Origin of the sequence: Evtepia sp., assembly GCF_034090835.1 — a bacterium.
Classification (GTDB): Bacteria; Bacillota; Clostridia; order Oscillospirales; family Oscillospiraceae; genus Evtepia.
In genome coordinates this window covers 1-21,970 of sequence record NZ_JAXDRS010000002.1, presented here as the reverse complement: position 1 = coordinate 21,970, position 21,970 = coordinate 1, and the positions used below count along the sequence as shown (strand labels likewise).

22 protein-coding genes are annotated in these 21,970 nt (G+C 54.9%); 17 read left to right on the top strand and 5 right to left on the bottom strand.

Features of this window, described 5'->3' with window-relative positions; translation table 11 throughout:
- Positions 1-5: 5 nt before the first annotated feature.
- Genes SOR61_RS00125 through SOR61_RS00110 form a run of 4 tightly spaced genes read left to right on the top strand, consistent with a single transcriptional unit; the run spans position 6 to position 2,131 of the window.
- A complete protein-coding gene (locus tag SOR61_RS00125; protein ID WP_320610692.1) occupies positions 6-416 on the top strand; it encodes a peptide deformylase in 411 nt (136 codons plus the stop codon).
- Positions 413-727 carry a TIGR04076 family protein gene (locus SOR61_RS00120; protein WP_320610691.1) on the top strand — a complete coding sequence of 105 codons (315 nt, stop codon included), beginning with the start codon at positions 413-415 and terminating at the stop codon, positions 725-727. Before SOR61_RS00125 ends, SOR61_RS00120 begins: the two co-directional genes overlap by 4 nt.
- 12 nt (positions 728-739) lie before the next feature.
- Positions 740-1,453, top strand: coding sequence for an SDR family oxidoreductase (locus tag SOR61_RS00115; RefSeq protein ID WP_320610690.1), 714 nt, complete (start codon positions 740-742; stop codon positions 1,451-1,453).
- A 39-nt stretch (positions 1,454-1,492) separates the two neighbouring features.
- Positions 1,493-2,131 carry a Vat family streptogramin A O-acetyltransferase gene (locus SOR61_RS00110; RefSeq protein ID WP_320610689.1) on the top strand — a complete coding sequence of 213 codons (639 nt, stop codon included), beginning with the start codon at positions 1,493-1,495 and terminating at the stop codon, positions 2,129-2,131.
- 177 nt (positions 2,132-2,308) lie between these two features.
- Here the strand turns inward: SOR61_RS00110 and SOR61_RS00105 are convergent, their stop codons facing one another.
- Complete coding sequence (locus tag SOR61_RS00105) at positions 2,309-2,827, bottom strand: DUF4330 domain-containing protein (protein ID WP_320610688.1); 519 nt, start codon at positions 2,825-2,827, stop codon at positions 2,309-2,311.
- 86 nt (positions 2,828-2,913) lie between these two features.
- Here SOR61_RS00105 and csaB point away from each other — a divergent pair, with 86 nt between their 5' ends.
- The 6 genes from csaB to SOR61_RS00075 all read left to right on the top strand — a co-directional run bounded on the left by csaB (position 2,914) and on the right by SOR61_RS00075 (position 9,899).
- Positions 2,914-5,148: a polysaccharide pyruvyl transferase CsaB gene (csaB, locus tag SOR61_RS00100; protein ID WP_320610687.1), complete on the top strand. Its 2,235-nt coding sequence runs from the start codon at positions 2,914-2,916 to the stop codon at positions 5,146-5,148.
- Between the two features lies 1 nt (position 5,149).
- Positions 5,150-5,863, top strand: coding sequence for a DUF169 domain-containing protein (locus SOR61_RS00095; RefSeq protein WP_320610686.1), 714 nt, complete (start codon positions 5,150-5,152; stop codon positions 5,861-5,863).
- 135 nt (positions 5,864-5,998) lie between these two features.
- Positions 5,999-6,550, top strand: a complete 552-nt coding sequence (locus SOR61_RS00090; protein WP_320610717.1) for a GNAT family N-acetyltransferase — start codon at positions 5,999-6,001, stop codon at positions 6,548-6,550.
- Positions 6,547-7,269: a TVP38/TMEM64 family protein gene (locus tag SOR61_RS00085; RefSeq protein WP_320610685.1), complete on the top strand. Its 723-nt coding sequence runs from the start codon at positions 6,547-6,549 to the stop codon at positions 7,267-7,269. Before SOR61_RS00090 ends, SOR61_RS00085 begins: the two co-directional genes overlap by 4 nt.
- 124 nt (positions 7,270-7,393) lie before the next feature.
- Entirely contained in the window at positions 7,394-9,235 is a 1,842-nt protein-coding gene (locus SOR61_RS00080; RefSeq protein WP_320610684.1) for a TIGR03960 family B12-binding radical SAM protein, read from the top strand.
- Complete coding sequence (locus tag SOR61_RS00075) at positions 9,225-9,899, top strand: TIGR03936 family radical SAM-associated protein (protein WP_320610683.1); 675 nt, start codon at positions 9,225-9,227, stop codon at positions 9,897-9,899. Before SOR61_RS00080 ends, SOR61_RS00075 begins: the two co-directional genes overlap by 11 nt.
- A 51-nt stretch (positions 9,900-9,950) precedes the next feature.
- Here SOR61_RS00075 and SOR61_RS00070 read toward each other — a convergent pair whose 3' ends face one another.
- Positions 9,951-10,640, bottom strand: a complete 690-nt coding sequence (locus SOR61_RS00070) for an MgtC/SapB family protein (protein ID WP_320610682.1) — start codon at positions 10,638-10,640, stop codon at positions 9,951-9,953.
- A 191-nt stretch (positions 10,641-10,831) separates the two neighbouring features.
- On the opposite strand from SOR61_RS00070, the gene SOR61_RS00065 reads away from it, so the two are divergent.
- Positions 10,832-12,544: a CvpA family protein gene (locus SOR61_RS00065; protein WP_320610681.1), complete on the top strand. Its 1,713-nt coding sequence runs from the start codon at positions 10,832-10,834 to the stop codon at positions 12,542-12,544.
- Positions 12,545-12,646: 102 nt separating this feature from the next.
- On the opposite strand, the gene SOR61_RS00060 is transcribed toward SOR61_RS00065, so the two are convergent.
- The 3 genes from SOR61_RS00060 to rpsB all read right to left on the bottom strand — a co-directional run bounded on the left by SOR61_RS00060 (position 12,647) and on the right by rpsB (position 14,908).
- Entirely contained in the window at positions 12,647-13,084 is a 438-nt protein-coding gene (locus tag SOR61_RS00060; protein WP_320610680.1) for a GNAT family N-acetyltransferase, read from the bottom strand.
- A 72-nt stretch (positions 13,085-13,156) separates the two neighbouring features.
- Positions 13,157-14,086, bottom strand: a complete 930-nt coding sequence (gene tsf / locus SOR61_RS00055; RefSeq protein ID WP_320610679.1) for a translation elongation factor Ts — start codon at positions 14,084-14,086, stop codon at positions 13,157-13,159.
- Between the two features lie 87 nt (positions 14,087-14,173).
- Positions 14,174-14,908 carry a 30S ribosomal protein S2 gene (rpsB, locus tag SOR61_RS00050; RefSeq protein WP_320610678.1) on the bottom strand — a complete coding sequence of 245 codons (735 nt, stop codon included), beginning with the start codon at positions 14,906-14,908 and terminating at the stop codon, positions 14,174-14,176.
- 986 nt (positions 14,909-15,894) lie between these two features.
- Between rpsB and SOR61_RS00045 the strand changes: the two genes are divergently transcribed.
- The 6 genes from SOR61_RS00045 to SOR61_RS00020 form a co-directional block, all read left to right on the top strand.
- Complete coding sequence (locus SOR61_RS00045) at positions 15,895-16,236, top strand: cupin domain-containing protein (protein ID WP_186909056.1); 342 nt, start codon at positions 15,895-15,897, stop codon at positions 16,234-16,236.
- Positions 16,237-16,307: 71 nt separating this feature from the next.
- Positions 16,308-17,381 (top strand): TRAP transporter substrate-binding protein DctP, encoded by a 1,074-nt coding sequence (locus tag SOR61_RS00040; protein ID WP_256176279.1) that lies wholly within the window; start codon positions 16,308-16,310, stop codon positions 17,379-17,381.
- Positions 17,382-17,512: 131 nt separating this feature from the next.
- Positions 17,513-18,019 carry a TRAP transporter small permease gene (locus tag SOR61_RS00035; RefSeq protein WP_186909054.1) on the top strand — a complete coding sequence of 169 codons (507 nt, stop codon included), beginning with the start codon at positions 17,513-17,515 and terminating at the stop codon, positions 18,017-18,019.
- Positions 18,019-19,305 carry a TRAP transporter large permease gene (locus SOR61_RS00030; RefSeq protein WP_186909053.1) on the top strand — a complete coding sequence of 429 codons (1,287 nt, stop codon included), beginning with the start codon at positions 18,019-18,021 and terminating at the stop codon, positions 19,303-19,305. The genes SOR61_RS00035 and SOR61_RS00030 overlap by 1 nt, the downstream gene beginning before the upstream one ends.
- 629 nt (positions 19,306-19,934) lie before the next feature.
- A complete protein-coding gene (locus SOR61_RS00025; RefSeq protein WP_256176277.1) occupies positions 19,935-20,735 on the top strand; it encodes a DAPG hydrolase family protein in 801 nt (266 codons plus the stop codon).
- 65 nt (positions 20,736-20,800) lie between these two features.
- Positions 20,801-21,970 (top strand): MFS transporter (locus SOR61_RS00020; protein ID WP_320610677.1); only part of this gene is annotated, 1,170 nt, incomplete at its 3' end.

Sequence of the window (21,970 nt, the reverse complement as noted above, 5' to 3'; positions counted from 1 at the left end):
CGTTTATGATTCGGGATATTTGCAAAGATGAAACCTTTCTGGCCCAGAAGGCCGAGCCTGCTACACCAGACGACCTGCCCGTTGCCGCAGACCTGCTGGAAACTTTGGCACACCACAAAGCGGGCTGTGTGGGTATGGCAGCAAACATGATCGGCGTGAACAAGCGTATCATCGCCTTTGACAACGAAGGCAGCTACATGGTGATGTTTAATCCGGAGATCATCAAAAAGTCCGGCCCTTACTCAGCAGAAGAGGGCTGCCTCTCCCTTACCGGAACCCGCACGGCCAAGCGGTTTCAGTCCATCAAGGTCCGCTGGCAAAACGAAAAATTCCAGGAGCGTCTGAAAACCTTCACCGGCTGGACCGCCCAGATCATCCAGCACGAAATCGACCACTGTGAGGGAAGGATCATATGAAAAAATGCAGGATCACCGTTATGCGTATCACCCGGTACGAAGACTTGATGGCCCAATACGAGAATCCCATCTCCCACGCCTGCGATATGGAGGTGGGACAGGTCTTCCTTGCCAACGGCTGGGAAAAACCGGAGGGATTTTGTCCCAGTGCATGGGACACCCTCTCTCCTTTCGTATTGGCCTTGAGCCACGGGGCAGAAAACTTCTACGACGGGTGGATGAAGGATCCCAGATCCGCCATGCTCTCCTGCAACGATGGTTTCCGGCCTGTGAGTTTTCTGGTGGAGGCCCTGGACGAGGATGCAGAGTAAGGAGGAACTGTCATGTTTGAACACAAAGTGGCTGTCGTTACCGGCGGAGCCAAAGGCATCGGCAAGGCCATAGCCGAAGAATTTCGCAAGGCCGGAGCCATCGTCTGCGTCATTGATCTTCTGCCCAACGACTACTATGTGGGAGACCTGGCTGACCAAACCGTTTTAGAAGCCTTTGCCCGCCAGGTCATCAAGGACTATGGCCACGTGGACTATCTTATCAACAACGCCCTGCCCCTTATGATGGGCCTGGATGAATGCACCTATGAAGCGTTCAACTATGCCCTGCGGGTAGGGATCACGGCCCCTTTTTACCTTACCAAGCTGTTCGCTCCCCACTTTGCCCCTGGTGCGGCCATCGTGAACATTTCTTCCTCCCGGGACCGAATGAGTCAGCCGCAGACTGAAAGCTACACCGCAGCCAAAGGCGGTATCGCTGCCCTGACCCATGCCCTGGCCGTGAGCCTGGCGGGCAAAGTGAGAGTCAACTCCATTTCGCCTGGCTGGATCGACGCCGAATATACGGTCTACCAGGGGCCCGATGCGTTCCAGCAGCCTGCCGGACGGGTTGGCAACCCCATGGACATTGCCAATATGGTGCTCTATCTCTGCTCTGAGAAAGCGGGCTTTCTCACCGGGGAGAACATCTGTATCGACGGCGGCATGACCCGTCAAATGATCTACCACAACGACGGCGGATGGACACTGAACGAGCCCAACGGCTGACCAGCCGCAGCTGAAACCGATCACAAGGAGGTCTCCCTTATGTTTGGACCAAACCCGGACGATATCCACCCCAACGAGAATATCCCCAGCGTCTGCTATATCAAAAACGTCATCACCCGGCCCACGATCCAGGTCGGCGACTATACTTACTATGACGATGCCGCCACCGGCGGCGAGGACTTTGAAGTCCATGTGACCCACCACTATGACTTCATCGGAGACAGGCTTATCATCGGAAAATTCTGCGCCATTGGAAAAGGGGTAGAGTTTATTATGAATGGCGCCAACCATCCCATGAAAGGACCCACCACCTATCCCTTTTATATTTTTGGGCATGGATGGGAAAAGGTGATCCCCGGCCCGCAGGATCTGACCTTCAAAGGCGATACCATCGTGGGCAACGATGTATGGATGGGGCAAAATGTCACGGTCCTGCCCGGTGTCCACATTGGCGACGGCGCTATCATCGGTGCCAACTCTGTGGTGGCCAGCGATGTCCCGCCCTATGCCATCGCAGCGGGAAACCCCTGCCGTGTCATCCGTCCCCGCTTCGACCCGGAAGTGACCCGCTGCCTGCAAGAACTCCGGTGGTGGGACTGGGACCCGGAAAGGATCTTTCGGAACCTGGAAGCACTGTGCAGCGGTGATCTCACGAAACTTCTCTGCATCGCACCGTGAGGAAAGGGACCCGGATGGGACGCCCCCTTCTCTCTGGTACCCACGGACTGCTGCGCCCTGAATCGGTGGCCCGGCTGGCGCAGGCTGGTTTTTTCGTGAAAAGAATCCCCCTTGAGCCGGCGGGTCTGCCGGTTCAAGGGGGATTGTTGTGACACACTGAGTCCCCTGGAAAAGGGGTTACTGTGCGCTTCCTCTCTCGCAGGAGAGGATCACGCCGCCTTCCAGTTCAAATGTATCGGTTTTCACGATGTGAGACTTGCCCACCCGGATCTCCTGGGTGCCCAATTCACTGGTCAGGTTGTTCTTGACTGTTCCCTCGATGGTGAAGACAAGGTCATAGTCTCCTGCTTCCCGGAGCTTCAGGGTCGCCGCCGTGGTCCCAGGCTGAACCTCCAGCATGTACTCTGTTTCCGTCACCGGGGTGGCTTCCACTTTGGTGATTTTGGCATCCAGCATTTCATTGGATGCCATCAGCTGGCTGGGCAGCTGGCTCTCGATGAATTGGTAGACCTCTTCGTCTACACCCTTTACCTCTACGGTGTAGACCACGGGGACGCCTGCGCCGCCGATGGGTCCGCGGTTGGATGTCAGCTTATATCCCAAGAGAGCGATCACTGCGAGAATCAGGATGATCGCAATCAAGTCAATGATATTCAGTTTGCCGAACAACTTTCCTTTTTTGTCGATGACACTCATGGTAAACCTCCGTTGCTTGACCATTTTTCCAAACCATTGTATAATATTATCTCGTATTTCACAAGTCTTTTTTCGGAGGCGTCTGTATGAAAGTGCTCCATCTCATCAGCGGCGGAGATACCGGCGGGGCCAAGACCCATGTTCACACCCTGCTTGCCGGCCTTACGCCCAAGATCCAGGTCCGTATGGTTTGTTTTACAGAGGGCCCCTTTACCCAGGAAGCCAGAGCCCTTGGCATCGATACCCAGGTGATCACCGGGCATAACTTCCTCTCCACCCTCAAGAAACTGGTTCGGATGGTAAAAGAAGAGAAGTACGACATCATTCACAGCCACGGCGCACGAGGAAATATGATGTCTGCCCTGCTGGCCCGGAAGACCGGCCTGCCCACGGTCTCTACCGTCCACAGCGACTATCGCCTGGACTACCTGGGCCGCCCTGTTTCCCGGGTGACTTACGGGACCATCAACACCTTTGCTCTGCGCCGGATCGACTATCGCATCGGCGTATCCGACGCCATGGTGGATCTTTTGATCTCCAGAGGGTTTGACCCGGAACGGCTGTTTTCCATTTACAACGGTCTGGATTTCACCCCTCGCACACCTGCCATGGACCGCCAGACATTTTTCCGCTCCGTGGGGCTGGACGCCGACGACACTTGTGTGGTGGCCGGGATCGCAGCCCGCCTGAATCCTGTGAAAGACATTGCCACCCTCATTCGTGGCTTTGCCATCGCCCACGCCTCCTTCCCTGCCCTGCGCCTGCTCATCGCCGGTGACGGCGAGGAGCTGGAGAACCTGAAAAAGCTGGCCAAGGATTTGGGGGTGTCCAAAGAGGTCTGCTTTGCCGGTTGGATCTCGGACACCGACTCTTTTTATCACGCCATTGATATCAACACCCTGACCTCTATCTCGGAGACCTTCCCCTATGCTTTGACGGAAGGGGCCCGGGCTGCTCTGCCCACAGTGAGCAGCAAGGTGGGCGGCGTATCCTATCTCATCGATCACGGGTCCAACGGCTTCCTCTTCCCAGCAGGCAACGCAGAGGATCTGGCAAACCATCTGCTGACGCTGGCCAAAGACCTCGCCCTGCGGAGAACCATGGGGCAGCGTCTCTATGAAAAGGGCAAGCGGGACTTTTCCATCGACGCAACCATTCAGCGCCAGCTGGAGATCTACGAAACCATTCTTCGCTATGAGCGCAAGGGCAGAGACCGGGTGGTGATCTGCGGCGCCTATGGACGGGGCAACGCAGGCGACGACGCCATCTTACTGGCGATCCTCTCTGAGCTGCGGGAGATCGACCCTGACCTCTCCTTCCAGGTCTTCTCCAGAAATCCCCTGGATACCAGAATGAACTATCGGGTCAATGCCTTCTATACCTTCCATTTCTGGAAAGCCCTCTACTATTTCAAGCACGCAAAACTCTTCATTAACGGCGGCGGGTCCCTCATGCAGGACGTTACGTCCTACCGGTCCCTTTGGTTCTACCTCTGGACCCTGACTGCCGCAAAACGCAGCGGTTGTCCTGTGGTCATGTACGGCTGCGGCATTGGCCCTATCCGCAACAGCAGGAACCGGAAGCGGGCCACTCAGGTGATGAACCGCTGCGTGGATTCCATCACCCTCCGAGACCCCGACTCCAAAAAAGAGCTGGAGGTGCTGGGGGTGACCCGGCCTTCCATCTCCCTGTCCGCAGACACCACTGTGATCCTCCCTGCCGCGCCCTCTGATGTGGTGGATGGTATTCTGGACAGCTGCGGTATCCCGCCCCGGGGGAACTATATTGGCTTTGTTCTCCGCCCGTGGCCCGGCTTTGAGGACAAGGTGGACGCACTGGCGGCCGCGGCCGACTACGTCTATGCGACCTACGGTCTGACGCCGGTATTCTTCCCCATCGAGCCCCGTCTGGACGTTGCTGCGGCCCAGCGGGTCATCCAGAAGATGCAGCACCCCAGCCATATCATCAAGGATGCCTACACCGCTGCCCAGACCATCGGCATCCTCTCCCGGATGCAGGTGGTGGTCTCCATGCGTCTGCACGGTCTGATTTTCGCCGCCGGCCAGGGCGTGCCCCTGGTAGGGATAGTTTACGACCAAAAAGTGAGCTCCTTCCTCTCTTACGTGGGGCAGGATCTTTACGAAGATCTGAATACGCTGACCGAACCAAGACTGAAAGAACTCATTGACGGTGCAGTCTCCAGAAGCAATGATCCTCTCTTCCTCTCTGAAAGTGTGGACAAGCTCCGTCAGATGGAAGCGGTCAACCGGCAGGTCCTGACAGAGTACATCAGAAGAGACCGGGAAGAAAGGCAGGAATAACATGGAAAGCAAACTCCGAGAAGCGCTGAAAATGGAACTGCACCCGGTTGCTGTCCTGCGCTTTCCCGCCCTCCCCCTTGGGTATGCCGCGCTGCACAAATCCCGTCCCGGCTGTGTGATCGCCGGGATCGAAGAGGCAGCACGAGGAGAAACCGTTGTGTTCATGGCAGAAGAGAAGGGGTGTTCCGGTGGGAAGGTCGGGTTGGGCTTTGTTTCCGATCCTCCGGACTCTCTGGCTTACTTTCTCTCCAACGGAAACCAGGCCCTGCCCGGGCTCCGCTATAAGAAGGATCATGCCCTGGGCGATGCCTACGTCCAAAGCCTGCCGAAGGCATCGCCTGCGCCCTGCCTCGTGTTCAAACCTTTGCATGAACTCACACCCGAAGAGACGCCGGTCTCGGTCATCTTTCTGGTCAATGCAGACCAGCTTTCCGGCCTTGTCACGCTGGCAAGCTACGACCAGCCCATACAGGACAGCGTAAAGATCCGTTTTGGCGCCGGCTGTGCCCAGTCTGTCCTCTACTCTGTGTGCGACAGTGAGGAGGGCAATGACTGGTGTACCATTGGTATCACCGACCCTTCCGGCCGGGTCCACCTGAGCAAAGACCTGCTGTCCTTCTCTATGCCCTATCAACGGTTTTTGACCATGGAGTCCCATGTAGAAGGGAGTTTTCTCTCTCTTCCCCTTTGGAAGACCATCCAAGACCGTATATAAGCCCCCTGTTTTCGGCGCTGCCGGTTGCGTTCCGGCAGCGCCGCTTTTTCCTCTTCCTCCAACCTATTGACAGGCAGAAGCCATTGAGTTATAACAGGTCCTAAGCAGTCATGAAAGAAGGTGGATCCCTTGCAGATGGAAACCGATCGTTTGATTCTCAGACCGTGGGAGCCCTCCGATTCGGAGGCTCTGTACAGATATGCCAAAGATCCGCGCATTGGCCCTGCAGCAGGCTGGCCTCCCCACAGCAGTGTGCAGGAGAGCAAAACCATCATTGAAACAGTCTTCTCGGCTCCGGAGATCTATGCGGTTGTCCTGCGCCAAACCGAAGAGCCGGTGGGATGCATCGGCGTTCTCTGGGGGGACCAGGCCAATCTCCCCCTCTCCCCGGGGGAGGGCGAGCTGGGCTATTGGGTCGGGGGGCCCTACTGGGGGCAGGGACTCATTCCGGAAGGGGTACAGGCTGTGCTCCGCCATTGCTTCCTGGAGCTTGGCTGCCCTGGACTTTGGTGCGGGCACTACGACGGCAACCGAAAATCCCAACGGGTCCAGGAGAAGTGCGGTTTTCTCCCCCAGTACAGTCGGACCGTTCCGGTCCCGCTGCTGCATGAGGTACGCACCGAACATGTCTCCTACCTCTCCCGTACCCGCTGGATCCAAAAATGGGAAGGGGGACAACTGCGATGAGACAGAAGCATCCCCTGTCAGAACCATGGAAGAAACGGCTTGCTCTGGGCATCCTGCTCCTTCTGGCCGTGCTCAGTGTTTTGGTTTTCTGGAAGATCGGCGTTCCCATGGTCACCCTGGCCTCTGATCCGGAGAAATTCCGGCTTTGGCTGGCTGAGCGCCGCACGAGCGGCCGCTTTCTCTACATGGCTATGGTGTTTCTTCAGGTGATCGTGGCCGTCATTCCCGGCGAGCCTCTGGAGATCGCCGGCGGATATGCCTTTGGCGCCCTGGAAGGGACACTTCTCTGCCTGGCTTCCGCCACGGTGGGCAGCATTTTGATCTTTTTCCTGGTGCGGCGGTTTGGTGTGCGGCTGGTCACTCTGTTTTTCTCTCAGGAAAAACTTCACTCCGTGCGTTTTTTGCAGTATTCGCCTCGGCGTACCTTCCTGTACCTGATTGTATTCATGATCCCCGGTACCTCGAAGGATCTTCTCTGCTATTTTGCCGGTCTCACCGAGATCCGTTTCCCGGCTTTTCTCCTGATCTGTTCCCTGGGCCGCCTGCCCTCTATCGTCACCTCCGCCGTGGGCGGCGATGCCCTGGGCACCAAAAGCTATTTCTTTGCTGTCGTTGTTTTTATCCTCACCTTTGCGATCAGCGGGCTGGGTCTGCTCTGCTACCAGAGGATCTGTAAGAAGCACGCGGTCTCGGTCCACAACCAGGAGGCGCAGGACTGATCTCCCGGGAAACCCCGCTCCCTTTCTGCAAAAAGGTCTGCACAAACCCCGTTTTTATGCTATAATGACTTTGTTTTATGTCACTATCCCGCGGGGGTCTCTCCCGCTGATTTGGAGGGTCCGTATGGATCATAAACTGGAACGCATCCTGGCGCGGGTTCAAAAGCCAGGCCGCTATGTGGGCGGAGAATACAACGCCATCCACAAGGACAAAGAGACCGTAGACTGCCGCTTTGCCTTCTGTTTTCCGGATACGTATGAGATCGGAATGTCCAACCTGGGCCTTCGCATCCTCTACGGTGTCATGAATGAGATGGAAGGCGTCTGGTGCGAACGGGTCTTTGCCCCCTGGGGGGATATGGAAGACGAAATGCGTAAGGAGGGGCTCCCCCTTTATGCTCTGGAGAGCGGCGACCCTGTGGCCGACTTTGATATCATCGGGTTCTCTCTGGGCTATGAGATGGCCTATACCAATGTGCTGAACCTGCTGGATCTGGCAGGGATCCCTCTGCGCAGCGAGGACCGTCCCGGCCTGACCCCCCTCATCATCGCCGGGGGGACCAGCACCTATAACCCTGAGCCTCTGGCCCCCTTTCTGGATGTTGTGATCCTGGGGGAAGGAGAAGAGGTAAACGTAGAGCTCATCCAGCTCTATCGGAAAGCCAAGAAAGAGGGCTGGACCAAAGAACAGCTGCTCACCGCCGCCGCCCAGATCTCCGGCATTTACGTTCCCTCCCTCTATACGGTTTCCTACCACGAGGATGGGACCATTCGGGAGATCCTTCCCCGGGACGTCGCCCCCAAGGTGGTCACCAAGCGCCTGGTATCGGATATGGATGCCTCCTACTATCCCGTGAAAACCATCGTTCCCTCCACGGAGATTACCCACGACCGGGTGATGCTGGAGCTCTTCCGGGGCTGTATCCGTGGCTGTCGGTTCTGCCAGGCCGGGTTTGTGTATCGTCCGGTCCGCGGCAGAAGCCACGACCTGTTGGCCCAGCAGGGGATCGATGCCTGTCAGGACTCCGGATATCAGGAAATGACCCTTATGAGTCTGTCCTCCAGCGACTATCCAGACCTGCTTCCTCTCTGCGACGAACTGTTGGATTTTTGCCAGCCCCGCAAGATCAGTATTTCTCTTCCCTCCCTCCGGGCGGACAATTTCTCCATGAACCTCATGGAGAAGCTCCAGCAGGGGGGAAGAAAGAGTGGGCTCACCTTTGCGCCGGAGGCGGGCTCTCAGCGTCTGCGGGATGCCATCAATAAAAACGTCACGGAAGAGGATCTGCTTAACTCCTGCCGCACTGCCTTTGAAGGGGGATGGAGCAGCGTCAAGCTCTACTTTATGTTGGGTCTGCCTACGGAGACCGACGAAGACGTCCTTGGGATCGCTGACCTGGCCAACAAGGTTTACCACGTCTGGCGCAACAGCACCCCTAACCGCTCCCGGGGCGTGCGGATCACAGTCTCTACCTCCTGCTTTGTGCCCAAATCCCACACCCCCTTCCAGTGGGAAGCCCAGAACACCATGGAGGAATACCTGCGGAAAGTGACCCTCCTTCGGGAGCATCTCCGGAACAAATCCATCACCTATAACTGGCACGATCCGGAGACCAGCTTCCTGGAAGCTGCCCTCTCCCGAGGGGACCGCAGAATGGCCGATGTCATAGAAACCGCTTGGAAAAACGGCGCAAAGTTTGATTCCTGGAGCGAGTACTTCTCCCTGCAAACCTGGCTGGACGCCTTTGATGCCTGCGGCCTCTCCCCTTCCTTCTATGCCCACCGGGTGCGGGACAAGGAGGAAATCCTTCCCTGGCATGTAATTTCTGACGGCGTCAAGGAGAGCTATCTCTGGAAGGAGCGGGAAGCTGCGTATCAAGGGGTCATTACGCCGGACTGCCGGGTGAAATGTTCCGGCTGCGGCGCCAATCATCTGTGCGAAGGAGGGATCTGCCATGGCCAATGATCAAAGAATCCTGTTTTCCAAATCTGGAACGGCCAAGTATATCTCCCACCTGGACCTGATACACACTATGGAGCGGGCCTTCCTCCGGGCAGGCATTGCCATCCGGCACACAGAGGGCTTTCATCCCCATCCCTATGTTTCCATTCCCCTCCCCCTGTCTCTGGGCTTTTCCAGCGACTGTGAGATTTTGGAGTTCGGACTGGTATCCGGATGCACCATGGAAGAACTGCCGGACCGGATGAACGCAGCCCTTCCCGCAGGGATCCATGTTCTGCGCTGTTACGATGGGGGGCTTCCCTTCCGAAAGCTCACTTCGGTCCGGTATGAGATCATGCTGGAGTTTGCAGAACCTGTGGCCGAAGCCGCCGGACAGGCCTTTCAGGAGTTGACCAGCCGAGAGCGCTTTGTGGTACAGAAGCGCAGTAAGAAAGCAAAAAGCGGGTTTACGGAAGTGGACGTGATTCCCTTAGTCGAAGCAGTGGAAGAGAGCCGTCCGGATGGAAACCTGTTGTTCCTGACCCTTCTGCTGAAAGCCCAGAATCCCGGTCTGAATCCAGACGTTTTGATGAAAGGTTTTTTAAAGGAGTATCCGGATTTCTCCCCTATCTACTCCGCCTATCACCGGAAAGAAATCTTCGATGACAATCAACAACCCTATCGATAACGATAAAAACAGCGGCGCTTCATAACCAGCGCCGCTGTTTTTCCTATTCCGTTACATTTCCAGGCGAAGCACGCCGTCTTTTTCCCGGAGCAGTTCCATGGTGGATACATCGCCCCGCATGGCCTGATCGGATTCCAAGTCCATCCGAACCGCCAGCACATCCTCACGGCCAGAGGGAAATTCCTTGACTTCCCGCACATGCCACCCAATCTCGTGAATGAACTGGATGGCGTCCCCCAAACCAACGTCCCGCCGCACTTCCAGATATAATGCAGTGCTGATGGGGATCTTCAGATACTTGTTGTCCAGAACACTGACAAAGATCAGGATAAAAATCAAAAGAATGTACATAATGAGGGCACATTCATAGAAGCCGACCCCAACAGCCAGCCCCATGCAGGCCGTGGCCCAGAGTGTGGCCGCTGTGGTCAGGCCTTTGATCTCGTTACGGCGAGTGATGATGATGGTACCTGCGCCCAAAAAGCCAATGCCGCTGATGACCTGTGCGCTCAAACGAGCGGGGTCCCCCACCCCATAGCTGGCATAGATGTATTGGCTCACCAGCATCGTAGAGGCGGAACCCACGCACAGCAGCATATGGGTGCGCAGTCCTGCCGCTCTTTGCCGGATGCCCCGTTCAAATCCAATGGTCCCTCCAAAGGCCATCGCCAGCGCCAGGCGCACAAAGACAGACAGTACATTCAAGTCGTGCAGGTTTCCTGTTAACTCCAGTTGAACCAAAGGTACGCCCCCTTTTTTCATCGCGCAATCAGAGTGTATGTTGTTATTTTGCCATGATTTCAGTAGGATGTCAAACTGAAACAATTGCTTTTTTCCATAGAATAGGCTATAATACCCATATTCATCCATTTTTATCGTTCTGAAAGGAGTCCATTATGTCAGATAGTCAGGCAAAACGAACGATGCCGCGCATGTTGATCAGCCTGCTCATCACTTTGGTCATTGGCGGGATCTGGTTCTACGTCTCCCTGCCGGCCATCAATCTCCACAACACAGGGTTTTACAGCTTTGTTCTGGTCCTTCTCCTGGTTTACATCCTGGTCTTTATGATCACCCTGGGGATCGACACGGGAAGCCAGGGCATCAACCTGAAAGACTACCTCTCCTTTGCAAAGAATCAGTGCAAAGTGGTGGTCATCATTGTGTTGGCCTTCATCGTTCTCTTCATCGTTGGCCAGATCATCTCTTTGCCTGTCTTCCGGGCCGGGTCCTACCACAATCTTTTGCAGGTGGAGCAGGGTGACTTTTCCACCGATATCGAACAGGTGTCTTACAACGAGATACCTATGCTCGATGAGTCTTCCGCCAGAACCATCGGCAACAGAAAGCTGGGCGAACTGTCTGATATGGTCAGCCAGTTCGAAGTGGCCTATGACTACACCCAGATCAATTATCAGGGCCGCCCCGTTCGCGTGGCATCCCTGGAATACGGAGACTTCTTCAAGTGGTTCATCAACACCAAAGAAGGCCTTCCCGCTTATATCACCGTGGATATGGTGACCCAGGAAGCCCAGGTGGTCCGTCTCTCCTCTCTGGGTCTGGAAGGGATGCGTTACTCTCCCTCGGAGTATTTTAACCGGGACTTGAACCGCGCCCTGCGCTTCCGCTATCCCACCTTCATGTTCAGCTCTGCCCACCTGGAAATCGATGAGGACGGTCAGCCCTGGTGGGTCTGCCCCCGAGAGACCCGCACCATCGGACTCTTCGGCGGCGCAGACATCGTTGGCGCCGTGCTTCTCAACGCCTGCACCGGTGAACACATGTACTACGATATTCAGGATATCCCCTCCTGGGTGGACCGTGTCTACTCCGCGAACCTGATCGCCAAGCAGTATGATTACTATGGCACCTATGTGAAGGGGTTCATCAACTCTCTCATCGGACAAAAAGACGTGACCGTCACCACCGCAGACTATAACTACCTGGCCATGAACGGCGATGTCTATATGTACACGGGCATCACGTCGGTGAGCGGCGACCAGTCCAATATCGGCTTCCTCCTCTCCAACCAGAGAACCAAGGAAACCAAATTCTATTCGGTGCCGGGCGCCATTGAAGCCTCCGCCCAAAGCTCGGCCGAAGGTGTGGTGCAGGACTTGGGCTATAAGGCCACCTTCCCCCTGCTCTTGAACGTGGCAGGACAGCCCACCTACTTTATGTCCATGAAGGACAGCTCGGACCTGGTGAAAATGTACGCCATGGTCAACGTCTCCCAGTATCGAGTCGTTGCCACAGGAGACACCGTGGCCGCCTGCGAAAACGACTATATCGCCAAGCTGAAACAATCGGGCATTCCCATCGAAACGGATGGCGATCAGGACATCGTTGACCAGACGGAGAAAACAGGGGTGATCGCAGAGATTCGTACCGCCGTTATCGAAGGAAACTCCTGGTATTATATCCGTCTGGACGGAGCGGACACCTTCTATTCCCTCCCGGCCTCCATGAATCCCAATGTCGTAATTTTGAACGTAGGGGATACCGTCACCATTCAGACCAGTCTGGATCAAAAGGACGAAAAAATCGTGAAGGCCCTCTCGCTGGCCATCGGCAGCCCCGACACCGCGGCGCCTCCTCAGGAAAACACAACCACCACAGGAGAAAAACCGGAAAAAACAGAATGATCTGATCTACCTCTCCAGCCGCCGATGTCTTTCATCGGCGGGCTGGAGGCTGGAAGAGAGGCTATCCCCCGGCTGGGCCGGGGGATAGCCTCTCTCTTATTTTTATAATCGCTTTTTCATAATGCTGGGAAAACAAGAGGCCTGGAACTGATCACAGGTCAGGCAGCGCGAGATCGCTGGGGCCTCTTCTCTGGGGACGGTTTCCCACTGGTACTGAGCATAAAACTCCGGTACTTTACCAACCAGCCAAATCTCCTGCGCCCCCCGGGCTTTGGCCTCCTCCTCTGCCAGCGCAAGAAGGATCTTTCCCAGTCCCCTGCCCCTCCATGGCTCACAGACCGCCAAATGGGCCAGCACAAAGTATCCGCTGCGCTTCTGCAGGGTAGCTGCCGCCAGTAAATCTCCTGTCCCGTTCTCTTCGCAGCGCCACAGCTTCTCGGTCCCTGCCGGGGGTTCCTGAGAGGGCTTTACCTCTAAGCCGCTCTCCTGGTAAAGAATAGACAGCGGATGAAAATCCTGCGTCTCTTTGATCGTGTACATCATCCCATCCCCTTTCAGGAAAAGAGCGGGTCTCACCATGTGGTAAAACCCGCTCTCGTTATGAAACCAAACTTACTTCTTTTCCAGCTGCTTTGCGATCTCTTCCGCAAAGTTCTCCTGCTTCTTCTCCAGGCCCTCGCCTCTCTCGAAACGATAGAAGCCCTTCACCTGGATGGTGCCGCCCATTTCCTTGGCGACTTCAGCAACATGCTTCTCCACGGAGACCTTGTTCTCCTTCACGAAAGCCTGCTGCATCAGGCAGTTCTCTTCGTAGTACTTGCCCAGCTTGCCCATCACGATGCCTTCCTTGACCTTGTCGGGCTTGGCAGCCATCTTGGGATCGTTGGCCATCATAGCCAGCTGGATCTCCTTCTCCTTGTCCAGAGTCTCCTGGCTCACGTCGGCCTTGTCCAGGAAAGCGGGGTTCATAGCAGCGATCTGCATAGCCAGATCCTTACCCAGCTCGACGACCTTCTCGTTCTCTTCCAGGCCAGCGGAAACTTCCATGTTCAGCAGAACGCCGATACGGCCGTTCATGTGGTTGTAAGCGATGCTCACGCCGGAGTCATAGCGCTCGAAACGGCGGATCTGGATGTTCTCGCCGATGGTCAGGACCATCTCCTGCAGAGCCTGCTGAACGGTCAGACCAGTCTTACGGTAAGGCAGGGTCATGAGGGTCTCCATGTCCACGGGGCCCCACTTGCCGACCACATAGCAGATATCCTTCACGAACTCCACAAACTTCTCGTTCTTAGCAACGAAGTCGGTCTCAGCGTTCACTTCGACCAGAGCAGCGCCGTCAGCAAACACTTCGGCGTAAGCCATGCCTTCTGCAGCAATACGGCCAGCCTTCTTCTGTGCAGCAGCCAGGCCCTTTTCTCTCAGCAGCTCAACAGCCTTGTCCATATCGCCGTCGGTCTCAGCCAGAGCCTTCTTGCAGTCCAGCATACCAACACCGGTCATCTCACGCAGGGTCTTAACATCAGCAGCAGTAAATGCCATGGTAACAAACCTCCAACTTATTTAAATCGATTGAATATTCAAGCGCAAGTGCCCGTTACCAAACGGGCACTTGCGAAAGGGTCAGTCTCAGGCCTCAGCGGGAGCAGCAGCTTCCTCTGCGGCAGCCTCAGCGGCGTCAGCGCCCTGCTTGCCTTCCTGGATAGCGTTAGCCATCACGGAGGAGATCAGGCGGATGGCGCGGATGGCGTCATCGTTGCCGGGGATCACGTAGTCGATCTCGTCGGGATCGCAGTTGGTGTCGACGATAGCAACGATGGGGATGTTCAGCTTGCGGGCCTCGTTGATGGCGTTGCGCTCCTTGCGGGGGTCAACCACGAACAGGGCGCCGGGCAGACGCTTCATTTCGACCACGCCGCCCAGGTACTTTTCCAGCTTGGCGATCTCGCCCATGTGCTTGATAACTTCCTTCTTGGGCAGCATGTCGAAGGTGCCGTCCTCCTGCATCTTCTTGAGCTGGTTGAGACGGTCCACACGGCCGCGCATGGTCTTGAAGTTGGTGAGCATGCCGCCCAGCCAGCGGGCGTTCACATAATACATGCCCACGCGCTCGGCCTCTTCCTTGATGGCCTCCTGCGCCTGCTTCTTGGTGCCGACAAACAGCAGGGACTGACCGGTCTCGCCCAGGGAACGGACGAAGTTATAGGCCTCTTCCAGCTTCTTGACGGTCTTCTGCAGGTCGATGATATAGATGCCGTTGCGCTCGGTGTAGATATAGGTGGCCATCTTGGGGTTCCAGCGGCGGGTCTGGTGGCCAAAGTGGACACCCGCCTCGAGAAGCTGCTTCATGGATACGACTGCCATAGGGATATTCCTCCTTTAATTGTTGATTCCTCCACCCGCATCTTCCGAAGCAGGCCGACCTCTGATCCCAGAGGCACCCGGCCCTCCGTCCGCGGGTGTGCGTAATCACATGCTGGAGTATTTTAGCACAGCATGCCCCTATTTGCAAGCTTTTTTTCATTTGGCCGGGCTTTTACTGCAGTTTATGGTCTTTCTCAAATACTCTGTCCTTTCCAATCTGATGCGCTGCCCATACAAACTATTTAATCGACAATTTTTTTGCACAATTTTTGTTTCTTTTTACAGTATCTTTAGGCTTTCTTTTTTATCTTATTGACCTATTATATAAAATATTAAAGAACTTTTTGGCGTTTTCTACAAAAATATGTATTTGTTACTTTGTTAGCACATACCACAAAGTTATTTGCTTACATATTTGTACGTATTGCCTGTCAGCTATTTCTTAATTAAACTATTGGCATAAAGCAATGTTAAGTTGATCAATTGGAAACTAGCTGCAACACATCCCAGCATATTAAAACTGCGTGTTTTTACTATAGCGGCACCATCATACATGCTTTATTTCATAAAGCATGATATCTATCTTTAAAGGTTATCATGGAAGGCGCGCCTTCCATGCCGTTGGACGTCCAACGGCAAAAATTTTGCCGCTACCTCAGAAAATATCCTTGGGTACAATTTTGAAAGCACCCTGCCTAGCAAATTACTTAAACGCCTAGCGTCAAATGTGCAAAGTATGACCACATACCATCACATAACACGAGATCACTTCATAATTGCAGAGGTTCCAATTAGGCCGTGGTTCCTAACCCGGTCTATGTCGAACGCATAGACAAACGGCCTGTTTAATCCCAATGTTTCTACATCGGCAAAGGGGTTATCCAGTAGAAAGGGAGGTGAAACGTGAGCTTACAAATACAAATATGGAGACAACTACAAGCAAGTGAAGGAGCCAAAAATCTTTTTACCAAAGGAGCGATTTCATTATGGTCAAGCGTACTGTTGCAGATTTGAAGCCTTATAACGCCCCTGGTCATTTCAACATGGTCGCCATGCGGATCCATGGCAAGGAAGAGACCGGAGCCGAGAAGTTCTGGATCGGCGTTTCCACCTTCCTGCCCGGCGGCGGAGCAGCGTGGGATGAGTCCAGCCCCCAGGAGAAGGTCTATTATGTACTTGAGGGTTCCATGACTGTTACCGACAAGAACAACGAGAAGCATATTGTTAATGCCGGAGAAGCTATTTCTTTCCGTCCCAACGAGGGACGCAGTCTCCTCAATGAGACCAATCTGCTTGCGCGGATGTTGGTTATCGGTAACTACACCTAAGATCGGATCTGTTTTACATTGTGCAACCTTTTAGGGATGAACTGAAATAATGAGTAAGGATGTGGATACTTATGAAAAAAGCTATTGCCCTGTTTCTGGCCCTCTCAATGGTCATTTCCCTCGCCGCCTGTAGCGGCGGTAGCCAAGGAACTTCCGGTAATACAACTCCCCCCACCAATAGCGGAGCCCCTAGTAATGACACCAATTCTCCTTCCGATGGTCCTACCTATCACTGGCAGGTTGGCAACGTCCTAGCTGCCGACCAGCCTTGGGATCTTGGCTTAGTGAAATTCGCTGAATTGCTAAATGAGTATTCCGGCGGCCGCATGGAGTTGACCGTTCAAAGCGGCGGCGTTCTAGGTTCCGAAATTGCGATGTTAGAGTCCGTTCAAATGGGGACTCTGGATTTTTCTATCTGTTCTACCCCCTCTATGTCGGGCTTTGTAGATAGTCAGAACTACTTTGATCTCCCCTATTTGTTCCAGTCCGTGGAGGATGCTTGGGCTATCATGGATGATTGGCTGGCTGCCGACCGTTGTGCCGCTCTGGAAGGCAGTGGTTTTAAGGGGCTCGGTTATTTTGAAAATGGCACCTACATGGTAGGCAGCAACGTCCGCATCGAGCATCCCGAAGATATGCAGGGTGTCCGTGTCCGCTCTCACTCCTCCAACTTGCAATCCGATTCTTTTGCTGCCATCGGGGCAATGCCCCTGTCCGTGGCTTGGGGCGACATCTATACCTCCCTGCAGCAACATACCATTGACGCCGTGTCCGGCACTACTTTGACGAATATGTATGGCGGTAAGTTCTACGAGCAGGTCAAATATATCACCATGACCAACCACCACTTTATCCCTTCCTTGGTGGTAATGAACGAAGATTTGTGGAATTCTCTGTCCTCCGAGGATCAGGAAATCGTTCAAAAAGCTTTTAACGAGGCCGTTGTATATCAGCGCGAGATTGCCTTTGAGTATGCTGAAACTTATAAAAACAATATTGTAGACTCTGGTGTGGAAATCATCGATGTAGACACAGCTGAGTGGGCCGAGGCTATGTCCTCCGTGTACGATAAGTATGTGGGGACTGTCGGCATTGATGCCGATATGATTACCCGTATTCAGGAGGCTGAGGCAGCTCTCCAGTAACTCTGGTTTTACTTTGCCTACAATTTGTTCAAATACCGCGCGGAGGATATGTGGCTAAGACTAGCCGCTGTCCTCCGCGCACTAAAATGCGCATAGCATAAATAAGCCGCGTGGGGGAGTTGAGTGTTGAAATGTCCGTCGTAAAAAAGATAGGAAAAGTAATTGGCGGAGTTGAAGAGTGGGTCGCCATGATATCTTTTATTGCCATGGTAGTAGTCACTATCGCCATTGTGTTGTGCCGCTATGTCTTCAAGATTGAGTTCATGCAGGGCGAGGAGATTGCGCGTTATCTGATGATTTGGTGCGGCTATAGCGGAGCAGCTTACTGCTTCCGTACCCACGGCCATGTGGGTGTCGTGGTTTTTTCCGAGATGCTACCCGCATCTTGGCATCCATGTATTAAAAAAATCCGTAATATCTTTACAGCAGTTATTGTTATTGGGGTGTTCTTTTTCGCCTGCATGTGTTTCAACAAATATCTCAGTAGCGCCCAATTGACCACTGCTACCCGGATTCCCATTGCGTTCATCTTTATCGTTATCCCCATTTCTATGGCTCTAAGTGTTATTCACACTATTACAGATGTAATTTGCGACTTTATGCCCAACCGTAAGGAGCCGAAGGAGGTCACGGAATAATGGAATGTGCCATTCTCTTTATTGTATTTGTTGTTCTGTTGGTTTTTGGTGTACCTATCGCCTTGTGCCTAGTCGCGGCTGGGGCCCTTGTCATCTTGGCCGGAGGCGATATCAGCCCCATCATCATCGGCCAGCGCATGTTCGGCTCTCTGGACAGCTTCACAATTATGGCCATTCCACTGTTTATGTTAGCAGGCAACCTAATGTCCTCCGGCGGTATCTCCCGCCGACTAGTCAATTTTTGTAACGCTATTCTGGGGTGGATGCCCGGCGGGCTGGGCGTAGTAGCTGTTTTCGCCTGCATGCTCTTTGGTGCCCTGTCCGGTTCCCCCACTGCTACCTGTGCCGCTATCGGAAGTATTATGGTTCCCTCCATGATTGAGGCAGGTTATAGTAAGCGCTTTTCCCTGGCGACCGTGGCAGTGGCCGGTATACTGGGTTGTATTATCCCCCCCTCCACCGTCATGGTATCCTACTCGTCCGTCAGCGACGCCTCTGTAGGCTCCATGTTCATGGGTGGCATTCTTCCCGGTATTTTAATGGGGCTCGCCATGGCGGTTATTCCGATTCAGTATGGCATCAAGCACCAAGCAGAAATACCCCGTATTAAATTCAGCCTGCGCAATCTGGGCAAGAGCACTGTGGATGCCATTGGCGCTCTTTTGATGCCCATCATTATTCTGGGCGGTATCTACGGCGGTATTTTTACTCCTACTGAGGCTGCCGGTGTGGCCTGTGCCTATGGTCTCATTGTAGGTATGTTTATCTACCGCGAGTTGCGGCTCAAGGAACTGAAGAACGTTTTGATGGGCGCCTCTTCCTCCACGGGCATGGTTCTATTTATTATGGCCTGTGCTGCTGTATTCGGGTTTGTTATGGCTCGCTACCAAATCACCAATGCAATTGCAGAGTTTATCATAAGCATCTGTCCCAACAAGTATATTTTCCTGCTGTTGGTCAATATCCTGCTCCTCATCGTAGGCTGTTTCATGGAGACCACCGCAGCTATCCTGATTCTAGCTCCTATTTTCGCTCCTATCCTAACCGCCTTTGGCATACATCCCGTCCATTTCGGCGTGGTGATGTGCATCAACCTAGCTATTGGTTGCGCCACTCCTCCCTTGGGCCTCAATTTGTTTGTGGCCGCCGGGCTCACTAAGGACAAGGTGGAGGTTGTAATCAGCAAGCATACAGTTCAGTACATTTTGCTCAGTATTGCCATTCTATTTCTTATTACTTACGTCCCCGATTTGGTTATGGCTATCCCCAACTCCATGATGGGCTAACCGACTAGCTCCCCGCTAATAACGCACCTGCGGCAACTTTGCTGCAGGTGCGTTTTTTTGCAGCCTACTAGCCCTTGGCTTCCTTCGCGGATGAAAATCTGCAGATGCCGATTGCTTTCAAGCCAGTATAAATTACAGATAAAGCATCACATACCGAATAGGTAATATCCGTGTTTGGTCCTGTTGACACTACTGTAGAAATCCAGTTTATTCTTGACTAATCTCAAAAATTTTTGCCCCCATAAAAGAGGTTGGCTCCCCTCACTCCTTAGCCAGCTGTCTCCCGTTCATTCTTGCTAAAATTTTTCAAAATGTTTCAAAATGCACCGCGATCTTCACCATGGACTCCTGCACGGCCTCCTCGGCCAGCAGCATCAGGCACAGCGTCAGCATATCCGCCCTCCTCTTCGCATCCGTTTAGCCTCAGTATAGCACATCCCGCCCGGCTGTAAAACCGTTTCGTCTGTCTCTATCCATTTGTTCAAAAGTAATACAACTGTATCTTTCCCTGCGGGGACCCTGCGCCCAAACCGGCCCGTCCTGTCGTGGGTCAGGGGCGCAAATCCCGCTTTTTACGATTTGGCACGATTCTTGCAATATATGCAGCGCAAGAGAGGAGGTTTCACTGTATGGGAAGGAAAATCCCCATCACCCCGGAGCAGGAGGCCCTGCCGATCAGCAAGTATTACCACAGGGAGCCGGCCCCGATCCCGGCGGAAAAGCTGGCGCTGCTGGCCAAGGGCCCCTGCGATCCCGGCTGCGCGCTGGACATCCACCACCGCAACGACCTGTTTCTGTCCGGCTACCTGCCGGTAGAGACCGGCTACTGCGTGCTGGAGGACGGCACCGGCTTCGTTGCGAATCATACGGCCATGCCCGGCGTCACAGCGGAGATGTTCGACTGGTGGTTCGCCTGGCACGGCTGCGGCCCCCTGCGCTATACCATATGGGACCCGGAGGACCACACCGGCGCCGTGTCCCTCAACTATGGACAGGCCCGCTGCGCCGCCCTGTCCATGAAGGAGCGCTACTGGGGCACCACCCACATCATCCGGGAGGACATCGGCATGGGCGCCGACGAGCTCTTTGCCAGCTTCCGGGAACCCCGCGAGCTGGGCTATGAGCAGGACAAGATCGGCACGGACGCCTGCTCCACCATCGTCTGCGCCAACTCAGGCACCACCAGGTCCGCCCAGATGAGCGTGGTGATGACCCATTTCCTGCGCAGCGTCCCCGGCGGCAGCGAGCTGCGCACCCGCTTCTGGATGGGCTGGCACATCATCTCCGGCAAGGCCCGCCGGATGCTGCCCGAGGGGGCGGCGCTGCCCATTGAAGTCCCCCGCGCCCTGGTCTACCACAACGCAAAGGAATTCACCAACCTGGCCGCCATCCTGCCCCAGGTCTACGCCGAGGAACGGGACCGTTTCTGAGCGGGCGGATGCTCCAACGTTTTTCACTCTACCGTCTTTTTACTACACGACAGGAGGAATCGTTCATGAATCAAGCACCTGACAAACAGCTCACCAACAGCAATTTCGGCAAGTGGGGCTGGAGTATGATCCTTTACTCCATGCTGCTCTACTACTTCTGGGCCGGCCTGGCCGTGGACGGCCTGAACGTCTACCCGGGCGCCTTCGCCGCTCTGCACGGCTGGGATCCCAACGTACTGCTGGGCTTCGCCACCCCCGCCGGCATCATCGGCGTGCTGGGCGGCATCGTCTTCGGCCGCCTGGTCATGAAGACCGGCGTGCGCATCCTGTGCACCTTTACCCTGGTCCTCACCGGCCTGCTCTACATCTGGTTCGGCCACGTGAACTCCCCCGTGCTGTTTTTGGTCTGCCTGACCCTGTTCACCTTTATTTCCAACGCCTTCGGTCTGATCGGCACTTCCACTCTGATGAACAACTGGTTCCCCCGCAAGAAGGGCATCGCCCTGGGCTGGGCCACCATGGGCGCCCCCCTGTGCACCGCCACCTTCGTCGCCATCCTCTCCGGTCTGTTCGGCAAGTTCGGCGTCCCCACCGGCTGCACCATCGTGGGCGTGGTCGTCGTCATCTTCGGCCTGGCCTCCCTCGTCTGGGTGAAGGACTATCCCCACGACGTGGGCGCTTACCCGGATAACATCAAAGCCGAGGGCGTGGACTTCAAAGCTCAGGCGGAGGCCGTCCGCAGCCACAAGAGCGCTTTCACGGTATCCAAACTGCTCCGGGACAAGGACATGTGGTGCATGGGCCTGGGCTTCGGCCTGCTGTGGATGGTCACCGTCGGCATCGTCAGCCAGTTCGTGCCCCGCATGATCAGCGTGGGCAATTCCCAGCCCGCCGCCCTGATGATGCTCACCGCGGCCGCCGTCGTGGGCCTGTTCGGCAGCTATTTCTGGGGCTGGCTGGACCAGAAGGTCGGCACCAAGCCCGCCAGCGTGGTCTACTCCGCCTCCTACATCATCGCCCTGCTGCTGCTCATCTTCGCCAAGCTGCCCATCTTCACCTACATCGCCATCGTCTTTGTGGGCCTGGGCATCGGCGGCCTGCTGAACCTGATGCCCTCCATGGTCATCTCCGTGTACGGCAAGTATGACTTCACCGCCGCCAACAGCCTCGTCTCTCCCATCGCCTCCCTGCTGCAGAAGTTCGCCTTCCTCATCATGGCCGTGCTGCTGGGCAAG